The sequence below is a fragment of the Micromonospora sp. A200 genome (genome assembly GCF_029893845.1).
In the GTDB taxonomy this organism is placed as follows: domain Bacteria; phylum Actinomycetota; class Actinomycetes; order Mycobacteriales; family Micromonosporaceae; genus Micromonospora; species Micromonospora purpureochromogenes.
The window spans coordinates 93,328-115,516 of record NZ_JARXXY010000003.1 but is presented as its reverse complement, the minus strand read 5'-3'; the positions used below and the strand labels follow the sequence as shown (position 1 = coordinate 115,516).

The window sequence follows — 22,189 nt, the reverse complement described above, 5'->3', positions numbered from 1 at the left end:
GAGACCTGTCGATACTGCGTGAGCCCTCGTCCCACGTGTGCCGCCGAAGGGGTCTCGACCATGTGGCATCCTCCCCTCCCCGGGTTCCGCCTCCACGCTCTGACGAGCCGATGGACCAGGCTGCTGGCCGTCCTCGCGGTGCTCGCCCTCGTCACCTCCGGACTGTCCGCCTCGGTGGCGCGCCCCAGACCGGACCGCACCAGCACCCAGTCGGCGACCACGCCCGGCCCGGCCTGCGGCGAGAGCGCCGGCACCGCGGCGGTGACCAACGTGGCGGCGACCCTGCCGGACTACCAGCAGGTGGTCGCGCCCGGGATCGCCGCCACCGTCTCGTACGGCGGGGCGAAGCTGGCCATCGGGCCGAAGGCGGTCCGGATGCCGACCGGGATCGGCGTCACCGTCCTGCCGAAGGGGCTGACCCCGAAGCTGGACAGCGGCATGACCAACGTGACGGGCAAGACGAAGGGGGGTGGCTACCGCTTCACCCCGCACCCGCAGCAGTTCGCCGCCTCGATCCAGGTCACGCTGCCGTACGACCCGGCGCTGCTCACCGAGGAGTTCACCGCGCAGGACATCTACACGTACTTCTTCGACGACGTGCAGACCTGCTGGCAGGTCCTGGAGCGGGTGTCGGTGGACGAGGTCAACCACACCGTCACCTCGCTGACCGACCACTTCACCGACATGATCAACGCGACGGTGACGGTGCCGGAGCACCCGGAGGGCGTGCAGTTCAACCCCAACCAGATCAAGGGCATCCAGGCCGCCGACCCCGGCTCCGGGATCAACCTGATCGCCCCGCCGTCGGCGAACAACCAGGGCGAGAACCGCCTGGCGTACCCGATCCAGGTGCCGCCGGGCCGGCAGGGCCTGACCCCGCAGCTCGGGCTCTCCTACAGCTCCTCCTCCGGCAACGGCTGGACCGGCGTGGGCTGGGACCTCTCGGTGCCCAGCATCTCGGTGGACACCCGGTGGGGCGTGCCCCGGTACGCCGGCGCGACCGAGACCGAGACGTACCTGCTCAACGGCGAACAGCTGACCCCGGTGGCGCACCGGGGCGCGCCGGTGGCCCGCAGCGCCGAGAAGGTCTTCCACACCCGGATCGAGGGCAGCTTCGCGCGGATCGTCCGGCACGGCACGAGCCCGAAGAACTACACCTGGGAGGTCACCGACAAGAACGGCATCCACTGGCACTACGGCGCGGTGGCGGGTGCCGACGGGCCGGCCACCGACGCCAGCCTGGCCGACGACGCGGGCAACGTCTTCCTCTGGTCGGTCCGCGAGGTGCGCGACCCGCGCGGCAACTTCATGCGCTACCACTACGCCAAGGTGGACGACACCGGCCTGGCCGGCGGCAGCGTGCCCGGCCGCAACCTCTACGTCGACAAGATCACCTACACCGGCCAGGGCACCAGCGAGGGCCGGTACGCGGTCAGCTTCGACCGGGACCGCGAGCGGGGCGAGGCGCTGCGCGTCGACACCTCCATCGACGCCCGGGGCGGCTTCAAGCGGGTCACCGCGGACCTGCTCCGCGAGGTGAAGGTCACCCTCGACGACAGCCTGATCCGCCGCTACGAGTTCACCTACAAGCGGGGCGCGTTCGCCAAGACGCTGCTCGACGCGGTGATCCAGTACGACGCCGACGGCCACGAGTTCAACCGGCACCGGTTCAGCTACCACGACGACATCCGCGACTCCGCCGGGCAGTACCAGGCGTTCCGGGCGCAGCCGTGGACCTCGCCGGGTGACGGGCTCAGCAGCGCGGCGCTGAACCTCACCCCGGAGCAGGCCGGCAACGCCAGCGCGCTGAACGCCAACACCAACACCAGCGGTGGCGGCCACCTGTACGTCGGCGTGGGCAGCTCGCCGAGCAAGTCCGGCTCGGTCGGGGTGAAGGTCGGCTTCAGCCACGGCAGCGACAAGGGGCTGCTGGCGCTGGTGGACGTCGACGGCGACTCGCTGCCCGACAAGGTCTTCCGCGACGGCGGGTCGGTGAAGTACCGCAAGAACCTCTCCGGCCCGACCGGTGAGGCGACGTTCGCCGCCCAGGCGCAGCCGCTGAACCTGCCGGGGATCATGGGCGAGTCCAGCAACACCCTGACCCTGGGCGTCGAGGGCTACCTCGGCGCGGCGGCCGCCCAGCTCGACTACGTCAACTCGTTCGCCACCACCGAGCAGTACTTCAGTGACGTCAACGGCGACGGCATCCAGGACCTGGTCAACGGCGCCAGCGTGCTGTTCGGCCGGGTGGGCGCCAACGGCGTCCCGGTCTACGGGGTCAGCGGCGACACCCCCGTCCCGATCGGCCAGGGCGAGGTCGACGCGACCGGCCTGTTCGACTCTTTCAACGCCGACCGGGATCGGCTGACCGACTCGTTCCCGCTGCTGGACAGCGTCCGCCGCTGGGTGGCGCCGTACGACGGCACGGTGAAGGTCGAGGGCGCGGTGCAGCTGTCCCCCGGCACCGCCGCCGCCCGCGCCGAGTCGCGTACCGCCGACGGGGTCCGGGTCGCCGTGCAGAAGGAGGGCACCGAACTCTGGTCGGCCCGGATCGAGGCCGACGACGATGGCGCGAAGACGCCGACCGGCGTGGACGCGGTCACCGTGTCACGCGGCGACCGGCTCTACTTCCGGGTCGGCTCGGCCGCCGACGGCGGACTGGACGAGGTGACCTGGGACCCGAAGGTCAGCTATGTCGGCGTGGGCGACCCGCTGGACGTCAACGGCCTGCCGTCGTACCGCTTCCAGGCCTCGCGCGACTTCACCCTGGGCGGCCGGGCCGCCACGGTGAAGGTGCCGCTGACCGGCACCATGCACCTCTCCGGCGACCTGGTGAAGGCCGGCGCCACCTCCGACGACGTGACCGTGCTGATCACCCGCAACGGCACGCCGGTGCTGGAGCAGACGCTGGCCGCCGGCACCACCGGCAGCGTGCCGGTGAACCTGGACCTGGACGTCCAGCAGGGACAGACGCTGCAGTGGCGGATCCGGGTCGACTCCCCGGTCGACGTGGACGAGCTGACCTGGACGCCGCGGGCCTACTACACCGCCGCGCCGGGGGTCGACCGGCTCACCGACGCCAACGGCAAGCCGTTCATCGACGTGCACCCGCCGTACACCCTCGACCTGTACCCGGTCGACGGGCTGACCGCGCCGCAGTCGGCGTACACCGTCACCAGCGGCGGGACGCTGAGCGTGGAGCCGACGTTGAGCTTCGCCTTCGGCGCCGAGCACCCCACCGCCCGGGTGGCGTTCACCGTCAAGCGCCGCGGCGAGCTGGTGGCCAAGCGGTACTTCCAGGTCACCAACGGGGTGCTGACCTCGCCGGGGGCCTTCGACATCACCGCCGACACCGGCGACGAGCTGTGGTTCGACTTCAGCACCACCGACCCGAAGCTGCGCGCGTTCCTCACCGGCCAGGCGGTCACCGTGGGCGGGTCGAGCGCGCCGAGCGCCTTCCACAGCGCCGCCGAGGAGGGCGCGTTCGCGCAGCCGTACCGGGGTTGGGGCGCGGTCGGCTACAACGGCAACAAGGACCGGGCGACCCAGCCGATCGCCCAGGACGACCTGGTGGTCGACGAGCACTACGGCGACCAGCTGCCGGACAGCGTCGACCCGCAGGCGCAGAAGGACGACTTCGCCGCCGACCCCCGGGTCGACCCGCCGAAGGTCACCCCGTTCACCCCGTCGCCCCAGGACGGTCGGTGGGGCGCCGGTGAGCACTCCTGGATCGCCCGGAGCAGCGTCAGCAGCTCCCGGCTGGGCGTGGACTCGATCAACCTGCCCCGGCCGCAGGACTTCGCCGGGGCGACCGCGGTGCCCCGGCTGTCCCGGTCACAGCAGGTGTCGCTGACCGGCAGCGTCGGCGGCGGCATAGGGTCGATCGGTGGCAGCCTGGCCACCGGCGACAGCACCGGGCAGGTCGACTTCCTCGACCTCAACGGCGACCAGTTCCCCGACGTGGTCGGGGCCGGCGCGGTGCAGTACACCGACCCGGACGGCGCGCTCGGCGACACCCGGGGCACGCTGCCCGACGGGGCGGTGCGGCGCAGCACCAACGTCTCCGGCAACGCCAGCGCCGGCAGCGCGGCCCGGACCATCTCCACCGGCCGCGGGTACGACAGCCCGCCCGGCACCTCCGCGGCCACCAGCGCCCAGTCCGGCAACGACATGCCGCCGCTGGGCGTGGGCGGCAGCTTCGGCGGCACCCGCTCCGACGGCGCGTTCGACCTGCTCGACGTCAACGGCGACAGCCTGCCCGACCGGGTGTACGAGAACGGCAAGGTCGCGCTCAACCTCGGGTACGCCTTCGCCGCCGCCGAGCAGTGGCGCAACCCCGCCGGCCTGAACAAGGGCAGCGGCACCAACGCCGGGCTGAACATCGGCTTCAACACCGACTTCTACGGCTTCGCCGGTGGCGCCTCGTTCAGCCAGGGCCGGTCCTCCTCGGCCGGCACGCTCGCCGACATGAACGGCGACGGCCTGCTGGACCAGGTCCTCTCCGGCAGCCCGATCCGGGTCGGCTTCAACACCGGCAACGGGTTCGAGCCGCCGGTGCCGTTCCACGGCAGCCTGACCGACGTCAACGGCGACCGCAACGCCAAGCTGGGCGGCGGCGTCTACTTCACCTTCGGCATCTGCTTCACCGTGGTCTGCGTCGTGATCAACCCGGGCGCGGACATCGCCACCGGCGCCAGCCGTACCGAGCAGGCGCTGCGGGACATCAACGGTGACGGGTACGCCGACCACCTCTCCTCCACCCGGGACAACCAGCTCGTGGTGGCCGAGAACCGGACCGGCCGGACCAACCTGCTCGCCTCCGTCGACCGTCCGTTGGGCGGCCGGATGGAGTTCGACTACACCCGCGACGGCAACACCTACGGCCAGCCGCAGTCGCGCTGGGTGCTGGCGAAGGTCTCGGTGAACGACGGCCGGCCCGGTGACGGCCAGGACGTGCAGCTGGTCACCTACGACTACGACGGCGGCGTCTACGACCGGCGGGAGCGGGAGTTCCGCGGCTACGGCACGGTGGTGGAGAAGCACCGCGACCACGCCAACGGCGACGCCGTGGGCCGCAGCGTCACCCGCACCTTCCGCACCGACAGCTTCTACACCAAGGGGCTGCTGGAGCAGGAGCTCACCGCCGACGGCGCCGGCAGGCCGTACCAGGAGACGGTGCAGACCTACACCGCCCGCAACGTCTCGTCGCCGGGCTCCCCGGCCGACCTGACCAGCACCACCGCGACGCTGTTCCCGCAGAACTCCCGCACCGACGTGAAGTACCACGAGGGGGCGGCCAGCCCGGGCAAGACCACCTACGTCACCCGGGAGTACGACGACGTCGGCAACCTGACCCGGCAGTTCGACGCCGCCGACGCGGGCGCCGCCGACGACCTCGACGCGCGAATCGTCTACACCTCGCAGGACCCGGCCTGCCAGGCGGCGTACCTGATCGGCATGCCGAAGCAGATCGACGTACGCGGCGACGGCACGCTGATGCGGCACCGCGAGTCGACGATCAACTGCACCACCGGCGATCTCACCCAGGTGCGGGTCGCCCTCGCCGACGGCACCACGGCCACCACCGACCTGGAGTACTTCGGCGACGGCAACCTGAAGTCGGTGACCGGCCCGGCCAACCAGGCCGGCCAGCGGTACCGGCTGGACTACACCTACGACGACGTGGTCGACACCCACGTCGAGTCGATCAGCGACAGCTTCGGCTACCGGTCGACGGCCACCCACAACCTGAAGTTCGGCCTGGTGGAGACCACCACCGACTTCAACAACCAGCAGATCCGCAACACCTACGACGCGGTCGGGCGGCTCGACCAGGTCTCCGGGCCGTACGAGATCCCGGAGAACCGGTTCACCATCGACTTCGAGTACCACCCGGAGGCGGCGTACCCGTACGCGGTCACCCGGCACGTGGACCGCGAGGCCGACGGCGGCGTCCGCGACGACACCATCGACACGATCACCTTCGTCGACGGCCTGAACCGCACCACTCAGACCAAGAAGGACGCCGCGGTGCCGGCCACCCCGGACGGCGCGCCTGAGGACGTGATGGTGGTCTCCGGGCGGGTGACGTACGACTTCCTGGGCCGGGCGGTGAAGAGCTGGTACCCGGTGACCGAGCCCAAGGGCGCCGGCAACCTCACCTTCAACCCGGCGTACGACCCGGTCACCCCGACCGAGGTGCGCTACGACGTGCTGGACCGGACCACCCGCACCACCTTCCCGGACGGCACCGCCACCACGATGGAGTACGGCTTCGGCCCGGACCGGGACGGGGTGACCCAGTTCGAGACGGTGGTCACCGACGCCAACGGCAAGTCCAAGCGCACCTACACCGACGCCCGGCAGATCACCACGGCGGTCAAGGAGTTCAACCCGGCCGGCGGCCAGCCGGTCATCTGGACCAGCTACCGCTACAACCCGATCGGTGAGCTGGTCGCCGCGACCGACGACAAGGGCAACGTCACCCGCTCGACGTACGACAACTTCGGCCGGCGTACGTCGCTGACCAGCCCGGACTCGGGCACCGTCACCTCCACCTTCGACCTGGCCAACAACCTGGTCCGCAAGGTCACCAGCAAGCTGGCGGCGGTGTCGAAGGCGATCGAGTACGACTACGACTTCACCCGGCTCAAGGCGATCCGGTACCCGGTCTTCCCGGCGAACAACGTCAGCTACACCTACGGGGCTCCGGGCGCGCCGGAGAACGCGGCCAACCGGATCACCGACGTGGTCGACGGCGCCGGCAAGGTCAACCGCCGGTACGGACCGCTCGGCGAGCTGATCAAGGAGACCCGCACCACCCCGGCCCAGGGCAGCCACATCCAGACCTTCACCACCGAGTACCGGTACGACTCGTTCAACCGGATGCTCTCGATGACCTGGCCGGACGGGGAGAAGCTCTCCTACCACTACAACAGCGGCGGCCAGGTCGACTCGGCCCGGGGCGTCAAGGGCGAGTTCAGCTACGACTACCTGAAGCGGCTGGACTACGACAAGTTCGAGCAGCGGATCCTGCTGGACACCGGCAACGGCACCCGCACCCGCTACTCGTACAACACCGAGGACCGGCGGCTGAGCAACATCCAGGCCAAGCTCTCCAACGGCTACGTGTTCCACAACCTGGACTACAGCTACGACAACGTCGGCAACATCATGTCCATCGCCAACGACACGGTGGCCCCCAGCGGCCCCGAGGTCGGCATGCAGGTCGGCGGCCCGAGCAAGCAGAGCTACACCTACGACGACCTCTACCAGCTCACCCACGCGGAGGGCACCTACCAGCCGCGTACCCCGCAGACCGACCGCTACCGGGTCGACCTGAAGTACGACAGCCTGCACAACATCACCAGCAAGAGCCAGACCCACGAGCTGGTCAGCAACGGCAACACGATCGTCGACGGCAAGCTCAGCTACAACCACGGGTACGCCTACGGCAGCGCGAAGCCGCACGCGCCGACCAGCATCGGCATCTACACCTTCCAGTACGACGAGAACGGCAACCAGATCAGCCGGGAGCAGCAGCCCCGGCCGCGCCGGCAGATGATCTGGGACGAGGAGAACCGCCTCGCCTGCAGCCACGAGAACGTGCAGAGCAAGACGCTGCCGCAGACCCCGGCGTCCTGCGACAACGCCGGCGGCACCCCGAACAGCGCCCGCTACCACTACGACGACCAGGGCAGCCGGGTGGTCAAGGACGGGGCGCAGTTCCACATCTACCCGAACCAGAACTACTCCACCCGGGGCAACCAGGAGTTCAAGCACGTCTACATCGGCCAGGACAAGCTGATCACCAAGCTGGTCGAGCCGGACTTCCGCCGCGAGGACCGGCAGTACTACTCGCACAGCGACCACCTCGGGTCGACCGGGTTCGTCACCGACGACCAGGGCGGCATGAGCGAGCACCTGCAGTACTTCCCCGGTGGCGAGACCTGGGTCAGCGAGCACTCCTCGCAGCCGGTGCCGCACCGGTACACCGGCAAGGAGTACGACCAGGAGACCAACCTCTACTACTACGGCGCCCGCTACTACGACCCGCGCACCCAGGTCTGGCAGACGCCCGACCCGGTGCTGGAGAACTATCTGGAGGGCACCCCGAACGGCGGCGTGTACGCGTCGATGAACCTGGCGCTCTACACGTACGCCTACAACAACCCGATACGCCTGGGTGATCCCGACGGCAGATTCCCCTGGAACAGGGTGCTCGGCGGGGTGAAACTCGTCGGCGGTGTCGCCGAGGCCGCCGCGGGCGTGGCGCTCGGGGCCGCGACGAGCTGGACGGGTGTGGGCGCGGTCGCCGGTGGCGCGGTGGCGGTGCACGGTGTCGACGTCGCCATCAGCGGCGCCCGGCAGTTGTTCAGCGGCGAGGAGACCAGTTCCTTCACCAGTTCGGGTCTCCAGGCGGCCGGGGTCAGCAAGTCCAACGCGGAATTGATCGACGCGGGCATCTCGATCGTCGGCAGCGCCGGCGCGAGCATGGCCACCTCGGCGATCAAGGGAGCGGCCACCGCGGCGCCGAAGGTGGCGGCGGCCGCCGCGGACGATGTCGCGGCCCGTGCGGTGCCCAGCACCGCGGAGAAGGTGGTCGAGACGGCCGCCAAGATCCCCTGTGTCGGCAACAGCTTCGCCGCCGGCACCCGGGTGGTGATGGCCGACGGCAGCACCAAGCCGATCGAGGACGTCCGCACCGGCGACCTGGTCCTCGCCGAGGACCCGGAGACCGGTGAGCGCGGACCCCGCGAGGTGACCCACCTGATCATCGGTCAGGGCGTGAAGCACCTGGTCGACGTCGAGGTCAACGGCGAGGTCATCACCGCCACCGACAAGCACCCGTTCTGGGTGGTGGGGGCCGGGGCCTGGGTCGACGCCGGTGATCTCGCGCTCGGGGACGTCGTCCGGCTGGCCGACGGCCGCACCGCCATGGTGGACGGGGTCGCGCCGTACTCCCGGGTCGACCGGGTGCACAACCTGACCGTCGCGGGCATCCACACCTTCTACGTGGTGACCGGCGACGGCCGGGCGGCCGACGCGGTGCTCGTCCACAACTCGGGTCCGTGTTCGGTGAACGCGAAGGCCCTGGCGGGAAGCCTCACCGCGGCGAACGTGGTCCGCCCGGCGGAGACCGCCGCGCACCACATCGTGGCCAGCGGCGCCAAGGCGGCGGCACCGGCCCGGGCGCACCTGACCAGCCTCGGGGTGGGCATCAACGAGGCGGCGAACGGCGTCTACCTGCCCCGGTTCGTCAGCTCGGCCAACCCGCTCGGCGCGGCCGTGCACTCCACCACCCACAGTCCGGCCTACTACGCCGAGGTCAACCGGTTGATCCTGCAGACGAAGACCGCGGCCGAGGCACGCAACGTGCTGGCGTACATCGGTAAGCAGTTGGCGGCGGGGCCGTGGCCGTAGGCCGACCCGCCGACGCCCGGGCCCGCGCCGCCGGGTCCGGGCGGGCAGGATGACGGCATGACCCGACGACTGCCGATCGAAGCCGCCGAGGCCGCCTTCCGCGACCTCGGCGGCTTCGCCGCGCCAGACTCCACCGTCCCGCCGCCGGCCCGGCTGCTGGACGCCGTGCGACGCTTCGCCGCCGTCGAGTTCGAGGTGTCGACCGAGCTCCCAGACCAGGACGGCCTGCTGTTCCAGTACGCGACGGTCGGCGCGACCGGCGACGCCGCGTTCGTCCTGAGCGTCGTGCGCCAGTTCGAGGTGGTCGACGCCGACGGCGACCACGAGGGGTACGTGCAACTGCACGCCGAATACCGGTTCGGGCCGGACCCGGAGTGGACCGGGCACCACGAGGACTGGTGGTTCCGGGGCGGGCCGGAGCCGTTCGACGACTGGTTCGCCCGGATCTCGGCGCACCCGGTCTGGGGCCGCTTCACCCACTCGCCGCCGACCGGGTTCGAGATCGCGCAGGAGAGCGTCTGAACCATTGCCCGAACGCCCCCGGGCCACCCTGGCCACCACCCCTCCCCCGCTCTGCCGATCATGAAGTTGTCGCCCCGCTGCCTGGCGTGTCGTGGCAACAGCTTCATGATCAACGGGCGGGCGGGGGCACCCTGCCAGGGCGCGTCGGCACCGTCTGACAGGGTGGCCGGGTGGACGCAGACGAGGTGACCGAGTTGCTGACGGAGTTCGCCGGGCACGGGCTACGGGCCTGGGTGGCCGGCGGCTGGGCGGTCGACGCGGTGGTCGGTCGACAGACCCGACCGCACGGCGATCTCGACCTCGCCGTCGACGCCGCCCAGCAGGCGGCGGTCCTCGCTTTGCTGCACCGGCTCGACTTCGCCGTGACCGTCGACTGGCTGCCGGTCCGCGCCGAGCTGACCGCGCCGGACGGCCGGCGGGTCGACCTGCACCCGGTGGCGTTCCGGCCGGACGGCAGCGGGGTCCAGGAGGGGCTGGACGGCGCCAGCTTCGGCTACGCCGCGGACGGCTTCGCCGAGGGCACCATCAGCGGGCGGCCGGTGCCCTGCCTGTCGGTGGCCCAGCAGCTGCGCTTCCGGAAGGGCTACCCGCCGCGCGCCGTCGACCAGCACGACATCGCCCTGCTCCGGGCGGCCGTGGGCTGAGTCAGCCCACCGCCCCCTGGCGCTCGTCGCCGGTGTCGAAGAACCGGGTCAGGTACTCGCCGGGCGGCAGGTCGCTGTCCCGCATCAGCGAGTAGACCTCCGCGCCGTGGCCCGGCTCGTCGAACAGGTGGAACGCCTGAGCGAGCCCGGAGTAGGTGCAGGAGATGCCGTCGGTGTACTCGACGGCCTCCGCCTCGGCCAGCGCGATCGCCTCGTCGAAGCTGCCCGCCCGCCAGATCGTGATGCGTTCCTCGTAGCGGACGGGCTCGCCTGCGTCGTCGTGGAACACGCAGCGGACCGCGTACCACTGCCCGTCGGCATCCTCGTGCACCGGGCCAGTCTGCCACCGCGCCGCGACGCCCCCTGGTGGGGAGTCAGAGGTACGCCCCGCCCTCCCCGGTGACGCGGGCGACCAGCAGACCGGTCCGGGCGGGGCCGGGCAGCCAGGGGTCGATGCCGCCCACCTCGGCACGCAGGTGCGCGCCCTCGACCCGCGCGCCGCCGCTCCAGGGTGCCGGCCAGGTGGTGAACCGCCGCACCTCCACCAGACCGTCGGCGGTCAGGCTCATCAGCGCCCCGGCGAGCGCCGGCACGGCCTCCTCGACCGTCGGGGACCTCGCCCCGTTGTCGAGCCAGGCGTCAAAGATCTCGGGCAGGGGCGCGTCGCCGTCGGACTCGTGCAGTACGAAGTACTCCACCTGGGTCAGGCCGGTCCGCTCCCTCATTCGTCCATTTTCTCCTGTTCGCCGCAGCACCCGCATTCGGCCCCACCCGGGCGGATCGCGAGGTTCCTGCACCTTGCGATGCGGCTGGGACAGCGCTGCCCAGCGCTTCACCGAACTCCTCGTTCCAACCGGATGATCAGAAATGCGCTCATGCCGAGACGAATGCGGCCGCCGACGAACGGCCCTACTTGGTGCCTGGTCCATGCACTGCCACCCCGCGTGGTCAGACCGCAGCCAAGACGAGGTCGGACATGCCCAGCAGCTCCTAGTAGGCGCGGCTCAGCAGGTTGCGGCCCATGAACCCGATGAACTGCGCAGCGATAGCCTGCCGTCATGGCGAGCGCTGAACTGGATGAGTTGATCGTCGCGGACGCCGACGCGCTGCGCGCGTGGTTGTCGGCCAAGCACGCCACGTCGCCCGGTGTCTGGCTCGCCCTGACCAAGAAGGGCGGCACAGTCACGACGCTGACCTGGCAGCAGGCGGTCGACGAGGCCCTGTGTTTCGGCTGGATCGACGGGCAGGCCCGGAAACGGGACCAGGAAACCTCCTGGATCCGGTTCACCCCTCGCAGGCCCCGCAGTTCCTGGTCACAACGCAACGTCGCCCACGTGGCCCGGCTGGAGGCGCAGGGGCGAATGCTGCCCCCAGGCCGCGCCGCGGTAGAAGCCGCGAAGGCCGACGGGCGGTGGGCGGCCGCCTACGCCCCGCCGTCAGAAGCCGAGGTGCCGGCCGACCTCCTCGCCGCCATCGCCGCCGACCCCGCCGCCCAGGCCATGTTCGACGTACTCACCAAAACCAACCGGTTCGCTCTCATCCACCGCGTCAATGCCGTCAAACGGGCGCAGACCCGCGAGCGGAAGATCAGCGAGTTCGTTGCCATGCTGGCCCGTCACGAGACGATTTACCCGCAGAAGGCCAAGCCTCCGAACTCGCCGCAATCGGCATCTTCATGATCATGTGCACTCACCCGGTACCGGGTCCGTCGCGTCGGGTCTGGGCTCGAGGACCACCACCGCGGTCTCGGATGTCCGCCGCGCCGCGAAGGCGTCCAGGTTCGTGTCGATCTCGCGCCAGCGGGCCCACAGCCGCAACCGCTCGTCGCCTGTCGCGGCGTGAGCGCGCACCAGCCGCCGCCCGTCGACCAGATCGACGGTCGCGTCGGGATGCGTCTGCAGGTTGAGCCACCAGGCGGGCTCACCCTCACCCCACCCGTTCATCGCCAGCGAGACCAGGTTCGGTCCATCCTCGAAGTACCCGATGATGACGCTGCGCTGCCGGCCGGTGTGGCGCCCGGTCGTAGTCAGCCGCAACGCGCCCCAACCGTTGGTGCGCGGTCGCCACAGTCCGATCCGGCCACGAAAGATCCGGTACAGGCCTCGGTGCACCGACCAGGCGAGACGGATAAACCAGCGCGGCGGAAGCCGCGGTGCTCTCGGCCGGTGCTCGACCGACATGGCGACCTCCCACGTCTAGCTGGCTGTGGTCACGAACAGGACGCTAGTGCGGTGTCCACTAACGTTCACCGGATTTGCGGTGGGTGTTGTGGATCCTCGCCGTGGCGGCGAGCGACTCCCCTCCGGGTGGTGGGGCGGGCCTCCGCGGGCCAACTTGACCCTTACGCCGCTGGTGGTGCGTGGGGCGGCGGGGGTCACGTCGGGACTGGCCGGCGCCGGGTAGGTGGCGGCCTGCTCGACGGTGCGTGACCACCTGGGGCAGCACGGCGGCTGTCTTGGTGGTGGGTCCGCCGCCCGGGGTGCGGGTGGCGATGGTGGCGGCCGCGACGAGGTCGCGGTGGCCGGAGAATCTGCAGTGTGGGCAGGACAGGGTCCGCCCTCGGGGTTTCGGTACCCGCCGTCGGCAGGTGGGGCAGGTGGAGGAGGTGCCGCGTTCGTCGACGAGCCGGACGGTGATGCCGGCCAGGGTGGCCTTTTCGGTGAGGACCTGGATGAGCCGGCCGATCTGCCACTGCCGCAGCCGCAGGTTGTGCCGCCGCCCGGTAGGCAGGTCGAGCACCCCGCGGGGGTCGCCGACGTGCAGCACACCGACGCGTTGGCGCACCGACCAGGACACGACGGTGCGGGCGGCTTCGTGCTGGGCCTGGCGGACCCGCCGCCGATGCCGACCCTCCACGAGGCGTGCCCGGCGGCGGTGCTGCCGCCACCGCCGGGATCCCCGCTCACCTGGCTTGGGTGCCCGGCGGGCGACGGCGCGGCGGCGGGCTTTGGTGTCGGCGAGGTGCATGCGGTGTTCGGCGCGGATCGCCCGCCCGGACACCAACAGCCCCTCCCCGTCGGGGCCGGCTACTGCGTAGGGGTGGATGATCCCCAGATCCACCCCGGCCACCCGGGCCGGATCCGGCTCCTCACCGGGCGGGTAGGTCGTGACGGCGACTTCGGCGGTGACGTCGAGGAACAGCCGGCCGCCCTCGCACAGCAGGGTGATCGACCGGATCTGTTCCACCGGATAGGGCAGGTCTCGCCCCAGTCGGACCCATAGCGGCGGGGTGCCTTTGGCGGTGGGGATGCGCACCCTCCGGCCGTCGAGGGTGAACGTGCCGTGATACCAGCGCACAGGCACCAACCCACGTCGGCGACGCGGGAACCGCGCCGACAGGTCACCGCCGTTGCGGCGCTTCGCCGCCGCGAACCACGCATCCGAAAACCGGCGCAACACCGACCGGGCACCCGTGGAGTCAAGCTCGGCGAACGTGCCCGGCCCGGACGCCGCCAACTCCCGGCACAACTGCTGATAACCGACCAACGGCGCGTCCCTACGGCGGCGCCGCCAGGCGTTGACCTCCAGCACGCACGCCCACACGTCACCAGCGGAGCGGAGCAGCCGGAAGCACCGCCGCCGCTGCCCCGATGTCACCCGCACCGCGACGCGCGCGGTGCGATGCACGACCGGCGGCGCGGACGGATCCCGACGACGAGGCACGAACTGAACCCAACACCACCCCTACGACATTTCCCTAAGGGGCGGCGAACCCGGCGAACGTTAGTGGACACCGCACTAGCCGCAGCCGGGAGCGGGCGGAAGAGCCGAACGGCCCGCCGCTGCCGCGGCTGAAACACCTCCTCGCTGGCCCCGCATCGGTGCAGCCGGTCGAGCAGTACGCCCTTGGCCCAGGAGCCGGTGAAGGGTCCGCTCATGGCCGCGAAGAGGGAAGACGCGAAACTGCCGAGATGAGTGCCGTCGCCTGTCGCGGGAGCTGTAGCGGCCCCTTGACTTTGGCCGCTGTCAGCTGGGTGCGCGGAGCACACCCAGCTCGTCTTCGAGGTGCGCGAGGACGGCTGCGGGGTCTGCTGCCCGGGTCAGGGACCGACCGATGACGACATGCGTTGCGCCCGCGCGGATCGCGGCCGCGGGATGCGCCGGTCGGGCGTGCTCGGGTGTGGTCCCGATATTCATCTCGGCCTGCAACATCACTCCCGGAGTGACGATCAGCATGTCCGGGCCGAGTTCCGCGCGCAGCAACGCCGCGTCCTGCGGTGAGGCGACCACTCCGTGACAACCGGCGCGCTGGGCCAGTCGGGCCAGACGGATGACCTGCTCCTCGATCGTGGCGCTCAGCCCGATGGCGGCGAGGTCAGTGTCGGTGAGGCTGGTGACGACCGTCAGCGCGATGACGTGCAGTTGCGGGAAGTCGGCCGCTGCGCGTACCGCGGCCTCCATGATTCTGGAGCCTCCTATGGCGTGCACGGTCACCATGGTCGCGCCGAGCCGGCCGGCTGCGCGAACGGCACCCGCGACAGACGTCGGGATCTCGAACAGCTTGAGGTCCAGGAAGACATCCTTGCCCTCGCCGACCAGCCTGGTTGCCAGCGTCGGGCCAGCGACGGTCAGCAGCTCCAGGCCCACCTTGTATGACTGGCCGGCGGCACCCAGTCGGTCGACGATCGCCTCGGCGTCGTCAACGGTGTCGAAGTCGAGCGCGACGATGATACGGCGTGCCATGTTCACCCGCCGATCCTGCAGGTCCGGCAGTGCAGCTGTCACGCCGGTAGGGAGGACTCCAGGTCGCGGCGGGTGAGGGCGGCGCGTAACCGCAGCGCTTCGGCCGCCAGATTCTCCCGTCCACCCTGCTCGCGATCGATGGCGCAGACCACCGAGTCAACCTTGGCGCCATTGGCCCGCAACTGCCGGCACGACGCCAGTAACGCCCCGCCGGTGGTCACCACGTCCTCGATCACCACGACGCGCCGGCCGTCCACGGGGCCGCCCTCGGCCGCCTTGCCGGTGCCGTACTCCTTGGCCTGCTTACGGACGAAGACGGTCGGCAGCCCGGTCAGCTGGGACATCATGGTAGCGATAGGTATGCCGCCCATCTCCATCCCCGCCAGCACGTCGCACTCCGGCAGCAAGGCGACCATCGCCTCGGCCACCTCGCGCAACAGACCGGGCTGCGCCTCGAACAGGTACTTGTCGAAGTATTCGTCGCTCACCTGACCGGAGCGCAGGCGGAACGACCCGGTCAAATGGCAGGTTTCGTAGACGCGACGTGCGAGCGGGGAAGTCACCCGCCCAGCCTCGCACCCGACTGGCGGAGCAACCAGCCGCCCATGCCCTGCCCAGTGCAGCCACCCGAACGGGACCGGGCGGCTATCCGAACCGGTCAGCCAGCTTCGTCAGCTTGGTGACGTACGCCGGCCAGTCATAGTCGTGGGGGACGTTGGTGTTCTCCCGCCGCAAGCCGATCGCGCTGTCGTGCTGCTCGCGCATGATGTCAGCGTGACCTGCGTGACGGGCGAGGTCGCAGGTCACGTGGACGATGATCCTGTGCAGCGTCACGTCCTGTGCACCTGGCCGCCACCACGGCACCTGCCCCGGCGCGTCGAGCGGTAGCTGTTCGATCGTCTGGTCCGCGAACACCCCGACACGGCGATACAGGTCGATCAGCCCGTCCTTCGTCTCGTCCTCCCGCGCGTACCAGTCCGCCTGCGGGTCCTCCTCGAACGCCTGCAGGGGGACCAGCTCCTCAGGCGTCGGGAACTCACGCCCGAAGGCGAGCCCGAAGTAGCCGGCTTCGACGTTGAGGCAGTGCTTGAGCACTCCCAGCAGGTTGTTGCCGGTTGCGGTGCGGGGCAGTCTGGCCTCGCGTTCGCTCAGCCCGTCGAGCTTCCAGATCAGGTCGTCGCGAGTCGCCCGGAGGTAGTGGTGCAGCGCAGCCTTCGGGTCGTCCAGATCAGCCATGCCTGCCAGTCTTCCTCATGCGCCGAGCCGGCGTGCAAGGTGTCGGCCTGCAAGATCAGCGCCCGCCTGGATGGGTCGGCATCCTCACTTGCCGCCGATCGTGTGCGTCGGCCAGCGATCAGCCGTCACGGTGGATGGTCGGCCCGTGGAGACGACGAAAGACCCGGCCTCTATGGTGGGCCGATGGCATCGGTCAAGCAGATCCAAGTCACGTTCGACTGCGCAGAGCCTGAGCGCGTCGCTCGGTTCTGGTGCGAGGTGTTGGGGTACGTCGTACCGCCGCCACCGGAGGGGTTTGCTACCTGGGAGGATTTCGGTCGCGCGCTGCCGCCTGAGCATCAGGGTTCAGCGTTCGCATGCCTTGATCCCTCAGGTGTGGGCCCGCGACTGTTCTTCCAGCGCGTTCCCGAAGGCAAGGTCGTCAAGAATCGGGTGCATCTTGACGTGCGGGTCGGCACCGGGCTCGTGGGCGAAGAGCGCGTGGCCGCACTTGAGGCCGAATGCGCACGACTGGTCGCGCTCGGCGCGGTACGCGTGCGACTACTGCCTGCCGATGGCGACAACGAGTCGTGCCTCGGGATGCAGGACATCGAGGGCAACGAGTTCTGTCTCGACTGAGTGGCCGCGAAGGTGGCACCTTCGCGAGTAGCCAGCCGCTCGTGGCTTTGCCGATGAGCGATAGACGGTTCCGAGGGACCACCGATCACGCGGGAACTACGGGCCCAACGGGCGATCGGGCTACTGCGTCTGAGCCGGTCGCGAAGGGGCGTCGAGGAGTACCTCGTACAGGTAGAGGTCACCGTTGGTGCCTATGTGGCGGAACCCGGCACGTTCGAGGGTCCGCTGGGAGGCGACGTTGTCCCCGGTGGTGTCGGCGACAACTCGGGACAATCCGTGATCGGCCGCGACGTTCAGCAGGGCGACGAGTGCCTCCGCTGCGTAGCCGTGGCCCCGGGCTGATGGGGCGAGGCCGTAACCGACATCGACACATCCGTCGTCCGGCTGACCCTTGAAACCGATTCCACCGATGGCCTTCCCGTCGGCGGTCCGGGTGATCCGGTAGTGCCCGAAGGGGCGCTGGTCCCCGTGGGCGGCCGTGGCTGTGAGAAAGGCCGTGACGCCGATGACGTCGCCGTCGAAAGGAAAATCCTCCGCCCAGGCATCCCCGGCTCCGGCGCGCCGCCCGACGATGCGTTCACCCTCTGCTGTTTCGATGGCGTGCAAGCACAGTCGCGGCGTTTGAAGTTCGGTCACGGGCAACAGCGAAGCAACCCTCGGCACTCCGCACAAGCCGATTACGACACCTCGGAAGATGTCAGGCGGTCGTGCGGGTGCGGCAGACCGTGGCACCGGAACCACGCTACGGCTGGAAGTACTCCGACATCACGCGGCTGACCCATTCCGGCTGCTTGATGTCGACCGGGAGGAACTCCGCCATCGTCGGCTTCAGGTCGATGACCGGGGTGCCCGAGACCGCATCGAGGCCCAGCACCGTCAATTCGCGGCCATGGACGGATTCGATGGCGCAGCACGTTACCCCGATGCGGTTCGGTCTGCGGGGGGCGCGGCCAGCGAATACGCCAACGGGCGGGAGGTCGGAGCGGCCGCGGTAGGGGCGGGGTTCGCGGTAATCGCCGTGCTCCGGGAACTGGTCGAAGATGAAGAGGACCTCCACGTGGGAGAAGCCCTCCAGACCCTGGAGGCACGCCTCGCCGAAGCGCTCGTCGATGGTGATCGTGCTGCGGACGGCACCCCAGTTGTCCGTGTGCTGGATGTCCGTCCGGTCGTTCCGGACCGTACCTATTGGAGTGATCTCGAAACTCAGCATGGCTGGAGGCTATCCGCACCGCGCTCAAACCAGCGTCGAGGCCATCGGCGGCCGGGGCGGTGCCGACGACGACAGGACCATCGACGTCAGGCGCCGGGCTCGTAGTCCACGTCGGAGCGGAAGTAGACGACACCGCTGGCCCGATCCAGCCAGTACCAGGCCGACGCGTGGTCCGCCCCCGCGTCGAAGCGCGCGTCCAGTGCCGGCCCCGACCACCAGTCGGGGCGGGACGGCAGCCACGGCGACAGTCGCGCGTCGGGCGCAACGGAGTCGACGGGGTCCCCGGCGTCCGGTGCCGTCAGCCGCGTCAATTCGGCCACGTCGGCGACCCGGGCGACACCCTCGCGGGCCAGCCGCAGGGCACCGGGGCTGAGGTCGCAGAGTCCAGCGTCGACCCGCTGCACCCAGTGCACCTTCAGGATCGTGCCGGGCGGTGCCAACTCCCGGGCGACCGGCGCCACGTCGGTGTGCAGCGGCGCGGCGACCGCCGCCGCCCGCTCGGCGCAGCTCGTCCTCGAAAACGACGGGCCGAGTCCGACCGCGCAGAGCCCGACCAGGACGACCGTCCAGAGCGCGACCGGCCACGCGCCACGGGCCCACCGCCTCACCGACACGGCCGCCGGGGAATTCGCCGACCGACAACACTGATCATGGGAGGACGCTACGCCCGACGCGCCGGAGCGGACTCGCCGTCGCCCGGCCGGTCCGGCAGCGCCACAGCGACCGCCTCCTCCGGCGTGTCGACGTGGCGCGGGCCGGACACCGGCACCCCGGTGGCGTCCACCACCCGCCAGCCGCCGAGCACCACCACCGGCACCCCGCCCCGGCGCATCGCCAGCGCCACCTCGCTGAGGGTGCCCCAGGAGCCGCCCACCGCGATCACCGCGTCGGCGCTCCACACCAGGACGGCGTTGCGGGCCTGTCCCAGGTTGGTCAGCAGCGTCGCCGAGGCGTCGGCGACCGGGCCGGGGGCGGTGCCGTCGTCGGGGCGTACCGCGATGACCAGGCCGTGGTGGGCCCGGGCGCCGGCGGCGACCGCGGCCATCACCCCGCCGCCACCTCCGCAGAGGACGGTCGCGCCACGCGCGGCGAGCAGCTCCCCCACCCGGCGGGCGTGGGCCAGCTCGGCCGGCGTCGCCGCCGCCGGGCCGCAGACCGCCACCTGCACCACCCGGCCTCACCCCCACGGCGAGGGTAGCGCCGGGCCCGGCCACCCCGCCGGTACGTCACGAGAACACCGACCGTGGACCGGCACTCGTACCATCCCCGGGCATGGGACGTGACCTGGCGGAACCACCGGCACGATGGCGGCTCGGTGGCCTCGACTGGCAGCTGCTCCTCATCGTCGGCGTGTTCGCCGGGTTGCCCGGGGTGCTCGGCCTGCTGCTGCTCGTGCAGGGGGTGGGCGCCACTCTCGCCGAGTACGCCGGGTCGCCCGGCCAGGTGAGGGTCACCCGGTGTGTCCCGTTCGAAGGAAAGAACGAGGGGTGGACCTGCACCGGGGAGTTCGTCGCCGACGGCGGAGAGTTCCGCATAGCCGAGGTGACGATTGAGCCGTACCTGGAGGAACGCCCGGTCGGCCCGGTCCCGGCGCGAGTCGTCGACCGGGACTCCGAGGATGCCTGGATCCCGAGCCTGGTGCCGCTCACCGCCGGCGGCGGCGGCCTCGCGTTCCTGGGTATGGCCGGGTGGGTCGTCTGGGGGGTGTTCCGTCCCGGCGACCCGGAGGAAAACCTGTCGAAGCGGGCCCGCCGACGTTTGGAACGGCAGCGGCGCGGCCCGGCCGGCCCGCCGCAGCTGGGCAACCGGGCCCGCAGCCGACGCCGCAGGCGACGCCGATCCGCCACGTGAGGTGGCTCCCCGGTGACTGCACCGGGGAGCCACCTCGGCAGGAATCAGAAGACGGCGACGCCGTACTTGCTCAGGGCCTCCTTGACCGGCTGGAAGAAGGTCTGGCCGCCGGTGCGGCAGTTGCCACTTCCGCCGGAGGTCAGGCCGAGCGCGGTGCTGCCGGCGTAGAGCGGGCCGCCGCTGTCGCCGCCCTCGGCGCAGACGTTGGTGGCGATCATGCCGCGCACGGTGCCCTCGGCGTACCGGACGGTGGCGTTGAGGCCGGTGACCGTGCCGGTGCGGGTGCCGGTGGTGCTGCCGCGGCGGGTCACCGTCTGGCCGACGACGGCGTCACCGGCGGCGGTGATGTCCTGCGAGCCGACCGAGCCGTCGATGGCGACCGAGGTGGTGGTGTAGCGGACGATGCCGTAGTCGTTGCCGGGGAAGCTGGTGCCGGTCCGGTCGCCGAGCTTGGTGCTCAGCGCGGAGTTGGCGTACCAGGTGGCCGACAGGTCGGTGCAGTGCCCGGCGGTGAGGAAGTAGTAGGTGCTGCCGCTGCGCACGTTGAAGCCGAGCGAGCAGCGGTAGCCGCCGCCGTAGATGGCGTCGCCGCCGGAGATCCGCATGCTCAGCGTCCCGGCCAGATCGGTCGTGCGCGCGCTGCCGCCGGAGGCGGCCACGGCGGCCCCGATGCGGGCCCGGTCGGCGGCGCTGACCGTGCTGTCCACGCCGACCACGACCTGGTTGGTCACCGGGTCGACGTACGTCGCGGTGCCGGTGACGCCGAGGTCCACCCGGGACTGCGCGCGCTCCAGCGCGGCGGTGCTGCGGGTGACCAGGCGGGCCTGGCCGCCGGCGGCCCGGACCGTGGCGGCGGCCCGCGCGTCGGTCACGGCGACGACGGTACGCCCGGAGGCGTCGACGTAGGAGCCGGCGGTGCGGTCGGCGCCGAGCGCGGCCGTGAGGGTGGCGGCCCGTTCGGCGGACAGGGGTGCGGGGGCGGCGTGCGCCGGTGCCGCGGCGACGGCGCCGCTGACCAGGGCGGCGGTGACGGCGGACATCACACCACGTCGAGTGAGTCTCACGCGTTCCTCCCGGGGAGGGCTGGACGGCCCAATCGGCCGATCGATGAGTGCATATGTTTCTCGCGGTGCCGGGCCGGATCCAGGCCCCCGGCGCGGTTGTTCACCCCGGGTCGGACCGGACGTGGCCGCGTAACGCACCGACATCGATCGGCGCTGATGGGATGTGGGGGCGCTGTCAGCTCACGGTCGTGCTCCCGACGCGGTGTCGACGCCCGCCCCCGGGTCGGCTAGCCTGCCGGCCATGCCATCGACGCTGACCGAAGCGACCGATCCGTACTGCCTGCGCGAGGGCGAGAGCGCCGCGCTGCTCGCCGGGCATCCGTGGCGCCGGTTCGTGGTGCTGGGCGACAGCGTCGCCGAGGGGATGTGCGAGCCGGTCGACGGGTATCCGCCGGTGCAGTGGGCGGACCGGATCGCCGCCGAGCTGCGCGCGGCCCGCCCCGGGCTGGCGTACCTCAACCTGGGCCGGCGGGGGTTGCGGGCGCACGAGGTGCGCGCGGCGCAGCTGGACGCGGCGCTGGCCTTCGACCCCGACCTGGCGCTGGTGGTCTGCGGCGGCAACGACGCGTTCCGCAGGGCCTTCGACCCGGACGCGGTCGACGCCGAGCTGGCCGCGATGATCGGTGCGCTGCGGGAGGCCGGGGCGGACGTGGTCACCGTCGGCATGTTCGACGTCTCGCACAGCCCGGCCGTCCCGGCTCCCCTGCGGTCCGGACTCGGCCAGCGGATGCGCCTGCTCTCCGCGCACACGGGGCGGCTGGCCGAGCAACTGGGCACGGTGCACGTGCACCTCACCGACCACCCGGCCGGCGCGGACGCGTCGCTGTACAGCAGCGACGGCCGGCACGGCAGCGCCCGCAGCGACGCCATCGCGGCGGCGGAGACGGTACGCCGGCTCGGCGCCCACCTCGCCGCCCGACGCGCGCCCCGGCCGTGAC

General features: G+C 71.1%; 19 protein-coding genes. 7 read left to right on the top strand and 12 right to left on the bottom strand.

Annotated elements, in window-relative coordinates; all coding sequences use genetic code 11:
- Positions 1-60 precede the first annotated feature (60 nt).
- The 3 genes from M2302_RS04175 (at position 61) to M2302_RS04165 (ending at position 10,589) form a co-directional block, all read left to right on the top strand.
- The gene (locus tag M2302_RS04175) at positions 61-9,423 is read left to right on the top strand and encodes a SpvB/TcaC N-terminal domain-containing protein (RefSeq protein WP_280836651.1); all 9,363 of its coding nucleotides are present in this window, start codon (positions 61-63) and stop codon (positions 9,421-9,423) included.
- Positions 9,424-9,480: 57 nt separating this feature from the next.
- Positions 9,481-9,945 (top strand): hypothetical protein, encoded by a 465-nt coding sequence (locus M2302_RS04170; RefSeq protein WP_280836650.1) that lies wholly within the window; start codon positions 9,481-9,483, stop codon positions 9,943-9,945.
- Between the two features lie 170 nt (positions 9,946-10,115).
- Positions 10,116-10,589: a hypothetical protein gene (locus M2302_RS04165; RefSeq protein WP_280836649.1), complete on the top strand. Its 474-nt coding sequence runs from the start codon at positions 10,116-10,118 to the stop codon at positions 10,587-10,589.
- Between the two features lies 1 nt (position 10,590).
- On the opposite strand, the gene M2302_RS04160 is transcribed toward M2302_RS04165, so the two are convergent.
- Both M2302_RS04160 and M2302_RS04155 read right to left on the bottom strand, forming a co-directional pair.
- A complete protein-coding gene (locus M2302_RS04160) occupies positions 10,591-10,920 on the bottom strand; it encodes a hypothetical protein (protein ID WP_280836648.1) in 330 nt (109 codons plus the stop codon).
- A 43-nt stretch (positions 10,921-10,963) separates the two neighbouring features.
- Positions 10,964-11,314 (bottom strand): hypothetical protein, encoded by a 351-nt coding sequence (locus tag M2302_RS04155; protein ID WP_280836646.1) that lies wholly within the window; start codon positions 11,312-11,314, stop codon positions 10,964-10,966.
- A gap of 333 nt (positions 11,315-11,647) precedes the next feature.
- Here M2302_RS04155 and M2302_RS04150 point away from each other — a divergent pair, with 333 nt between their 5' ends.
- A complete protein-coding gene (locus M2302_RS04150; protein WP_280836645.1) occupies positions 11,648-12,268 on the top strand; it encodes a YdeI/OmpD-associated family protein in 621 nt (206 codons plus the stop codon).
- Here M2302_RS04150 and M2302_RS04145 read toward each other — a convergent pair whose 3' ends face one another.
- The 5 genes from M2302_RS04145 to M2302_RS04125 form a co-directional block, all read right to left on the bottom strand.
- Complete coding sequence (locus tag M2302_RS04145) at positions 12,269-12,769, bottom strand: nitroreductase/quinone reductase family protein (protein WP_280836644.1); 501 nt, start codon at positions 12,767-12,769, stop codon at positions 12,269-12,271.
- Between the two features lie 58 nt (positions 12,770-12,827).
- The gene (locus M2302_RS04140) at positions 12,828-14,186 is read right to left on the bottom strand and encodes a transposase (RefSeq protein ID WP_280836643.1); all 1,359 of its coding nucleotides are present in this window, start codon (positions 14,184-14,186) and stop codon (positions 12,828-12,830) included.
- Positions 14,187-14,555: 369 nt separating this feature from the next.
- Positions 14,556-15,314 carry an orotidine-5'-phosphate decarboxylase gene (gene pyrF, locus M2302_RS04135; protein WP_280836642.1) on the bottom strand — a complete coding sequence of 253 codons (759 nt, stop codon included), beginning with the start codon at positions 15,312-15,314 and terminating at the stop codon, positions 14,556-14,558.
- Positions 15,311-15,835, bottom strand: coding sequence for an orotate phosphoribosyltransferase (gene pyrE / locus M2302_RS04130; RefSeq protein ID WP_280836641.1), 525 nt, complete (start codon positions 15,833-15,835; stop codon positions 15,311-15,313). The genes pyrF and pyrE overlap by 4 nt, the downstream gene beginning before the upstream one ends.
- An 82-nt stretch (positions 15,836-15,917) precedes the next feature.
- Entirely contained in the window at positions 15,918-16,508 is a 591-nt protein-coding gene (locus M2302_RS04125; RefSeq protein ID WP_280836640.1) for a DinB family protein, read from the bottom strand.
- A gap of 183 nt (positions 16,509-16,691) precedes the next feature.
- Here M2302_RS04125 and M2302_RS04120 point away from each other — a divergent pair, with 183 nt between their 5' ends.
- The gene (locus M2302_RS04120) at positions 16,692-17,126 is read left to right on the top strand and encodes a VOC family protein (protein WP_280836639.1); all 435 of its coding nucleotides are present in this window, start codon (positions 16,692-16,694) and stop codon (positions 17,124-17,126) included.
- 120 nt (positions 17,127-17,246) lie between these two features.
- Here M2302_RS04120 and M2302_RS04115 read toward each other — a convergent pair whose 3' ends face one another.
- From M2302_RS04115 to M2302_RS04100, 4 genes are all read right to left on the bottom strand, one after another.
- Positions 17,247-17,762, bottom strand: coding sequence for a GNAT family N-acetyltransferase (locus M2302_RS04115; RefSeq protein ID WP_280836638.1), 516 nt, complete (start codon positions 17,760-17,762; stop codon positions 17,247-17,249).
- Positions 17,763-17,868: 106 nt separating this feature from the next.
- On the bottom strand, positions 17,869-18,336 hold the full coding sequence (locus tag M2302_RS04110) for an SAM-dependent methyltransferase (RefSeq protein ID WP_280836637.1): 468 nt from the start codon (positions 18,334-18,336) through the stop codon (positions 17,869-17,871).
- Positions 18,337-18,422: 86 nt separating this feature from the next.
- On the bottom strand, positions 18,423-18,950 hold the full coding sequence (locus tag M2302_RS04105) for a hypothetical protein (RefSeq protein ID WP_280836636.1): 528 nt from the start codon (positions 18,948-18,950) through the stop codon (positions 18,423-18,425).
- A gap of 47 nt (positions 18,951-18,997) precedes the next feature.
- The gene (locus M2302_RS04100) at positions 18,998-19,507 is read right to left on the bottom strand and encodes a dethiobiotin synthetase (RefSeq protein WP_280836635.1); all 510 of its coding nucleotides are present in this window, start codon (positions 19,505-19,507) and stop codon (positions 18,998-19,000) included.
- 101 nt (positions 19,508-19,608) lie between these two features.
- Between M2302_RS04100 and M2302_RS04095 the strand changes: the two genes are divergently transcribed.
- Positions 19,609-20,187 (top strand): hypothetical protein, encoded by a 579-nt coding sequence (locus M2302_RS04095; RefSeq protein ID WP_280836634.1) that lies wholly within the window; start codon positions 19,609-19,611, stop codon positions 20,185-20,187.
- Between the two features lie 44 nt (positions 20,188-20,231).
- Here the strand turns inward: M2302_RS04095 and M2302_RS04090 are convergent, their stop codons facing one another.
- Positions 20,232-21,227: a S1 family peptidase gene (locus tag M2302_RS04090; RefSeq protein WP_280836633.1), complete on the bottom strand. Its 996-nt coding sequence runs from the start codon at positions 21,225-21,227 to the stop codon at positions 20,232-20,234.
- Between the two features lie 265 nt (positions 21,228-21,492).
- Here M2302_RS04090 and M2302_RS04085 point away from each other — a divergent pair, with 265 nt between their 5' ends.
- Entirely contained in the window at positions 21,493-22,188 is a 696-nt protein-coding gene (locus M2302_RS04085) for an SGNH/GDSL hydrolase family protein (RefSeq protein WP_280836632.1), read from the top strand.
- Position 22,189 lies beyond the last annotated feature (1 nt).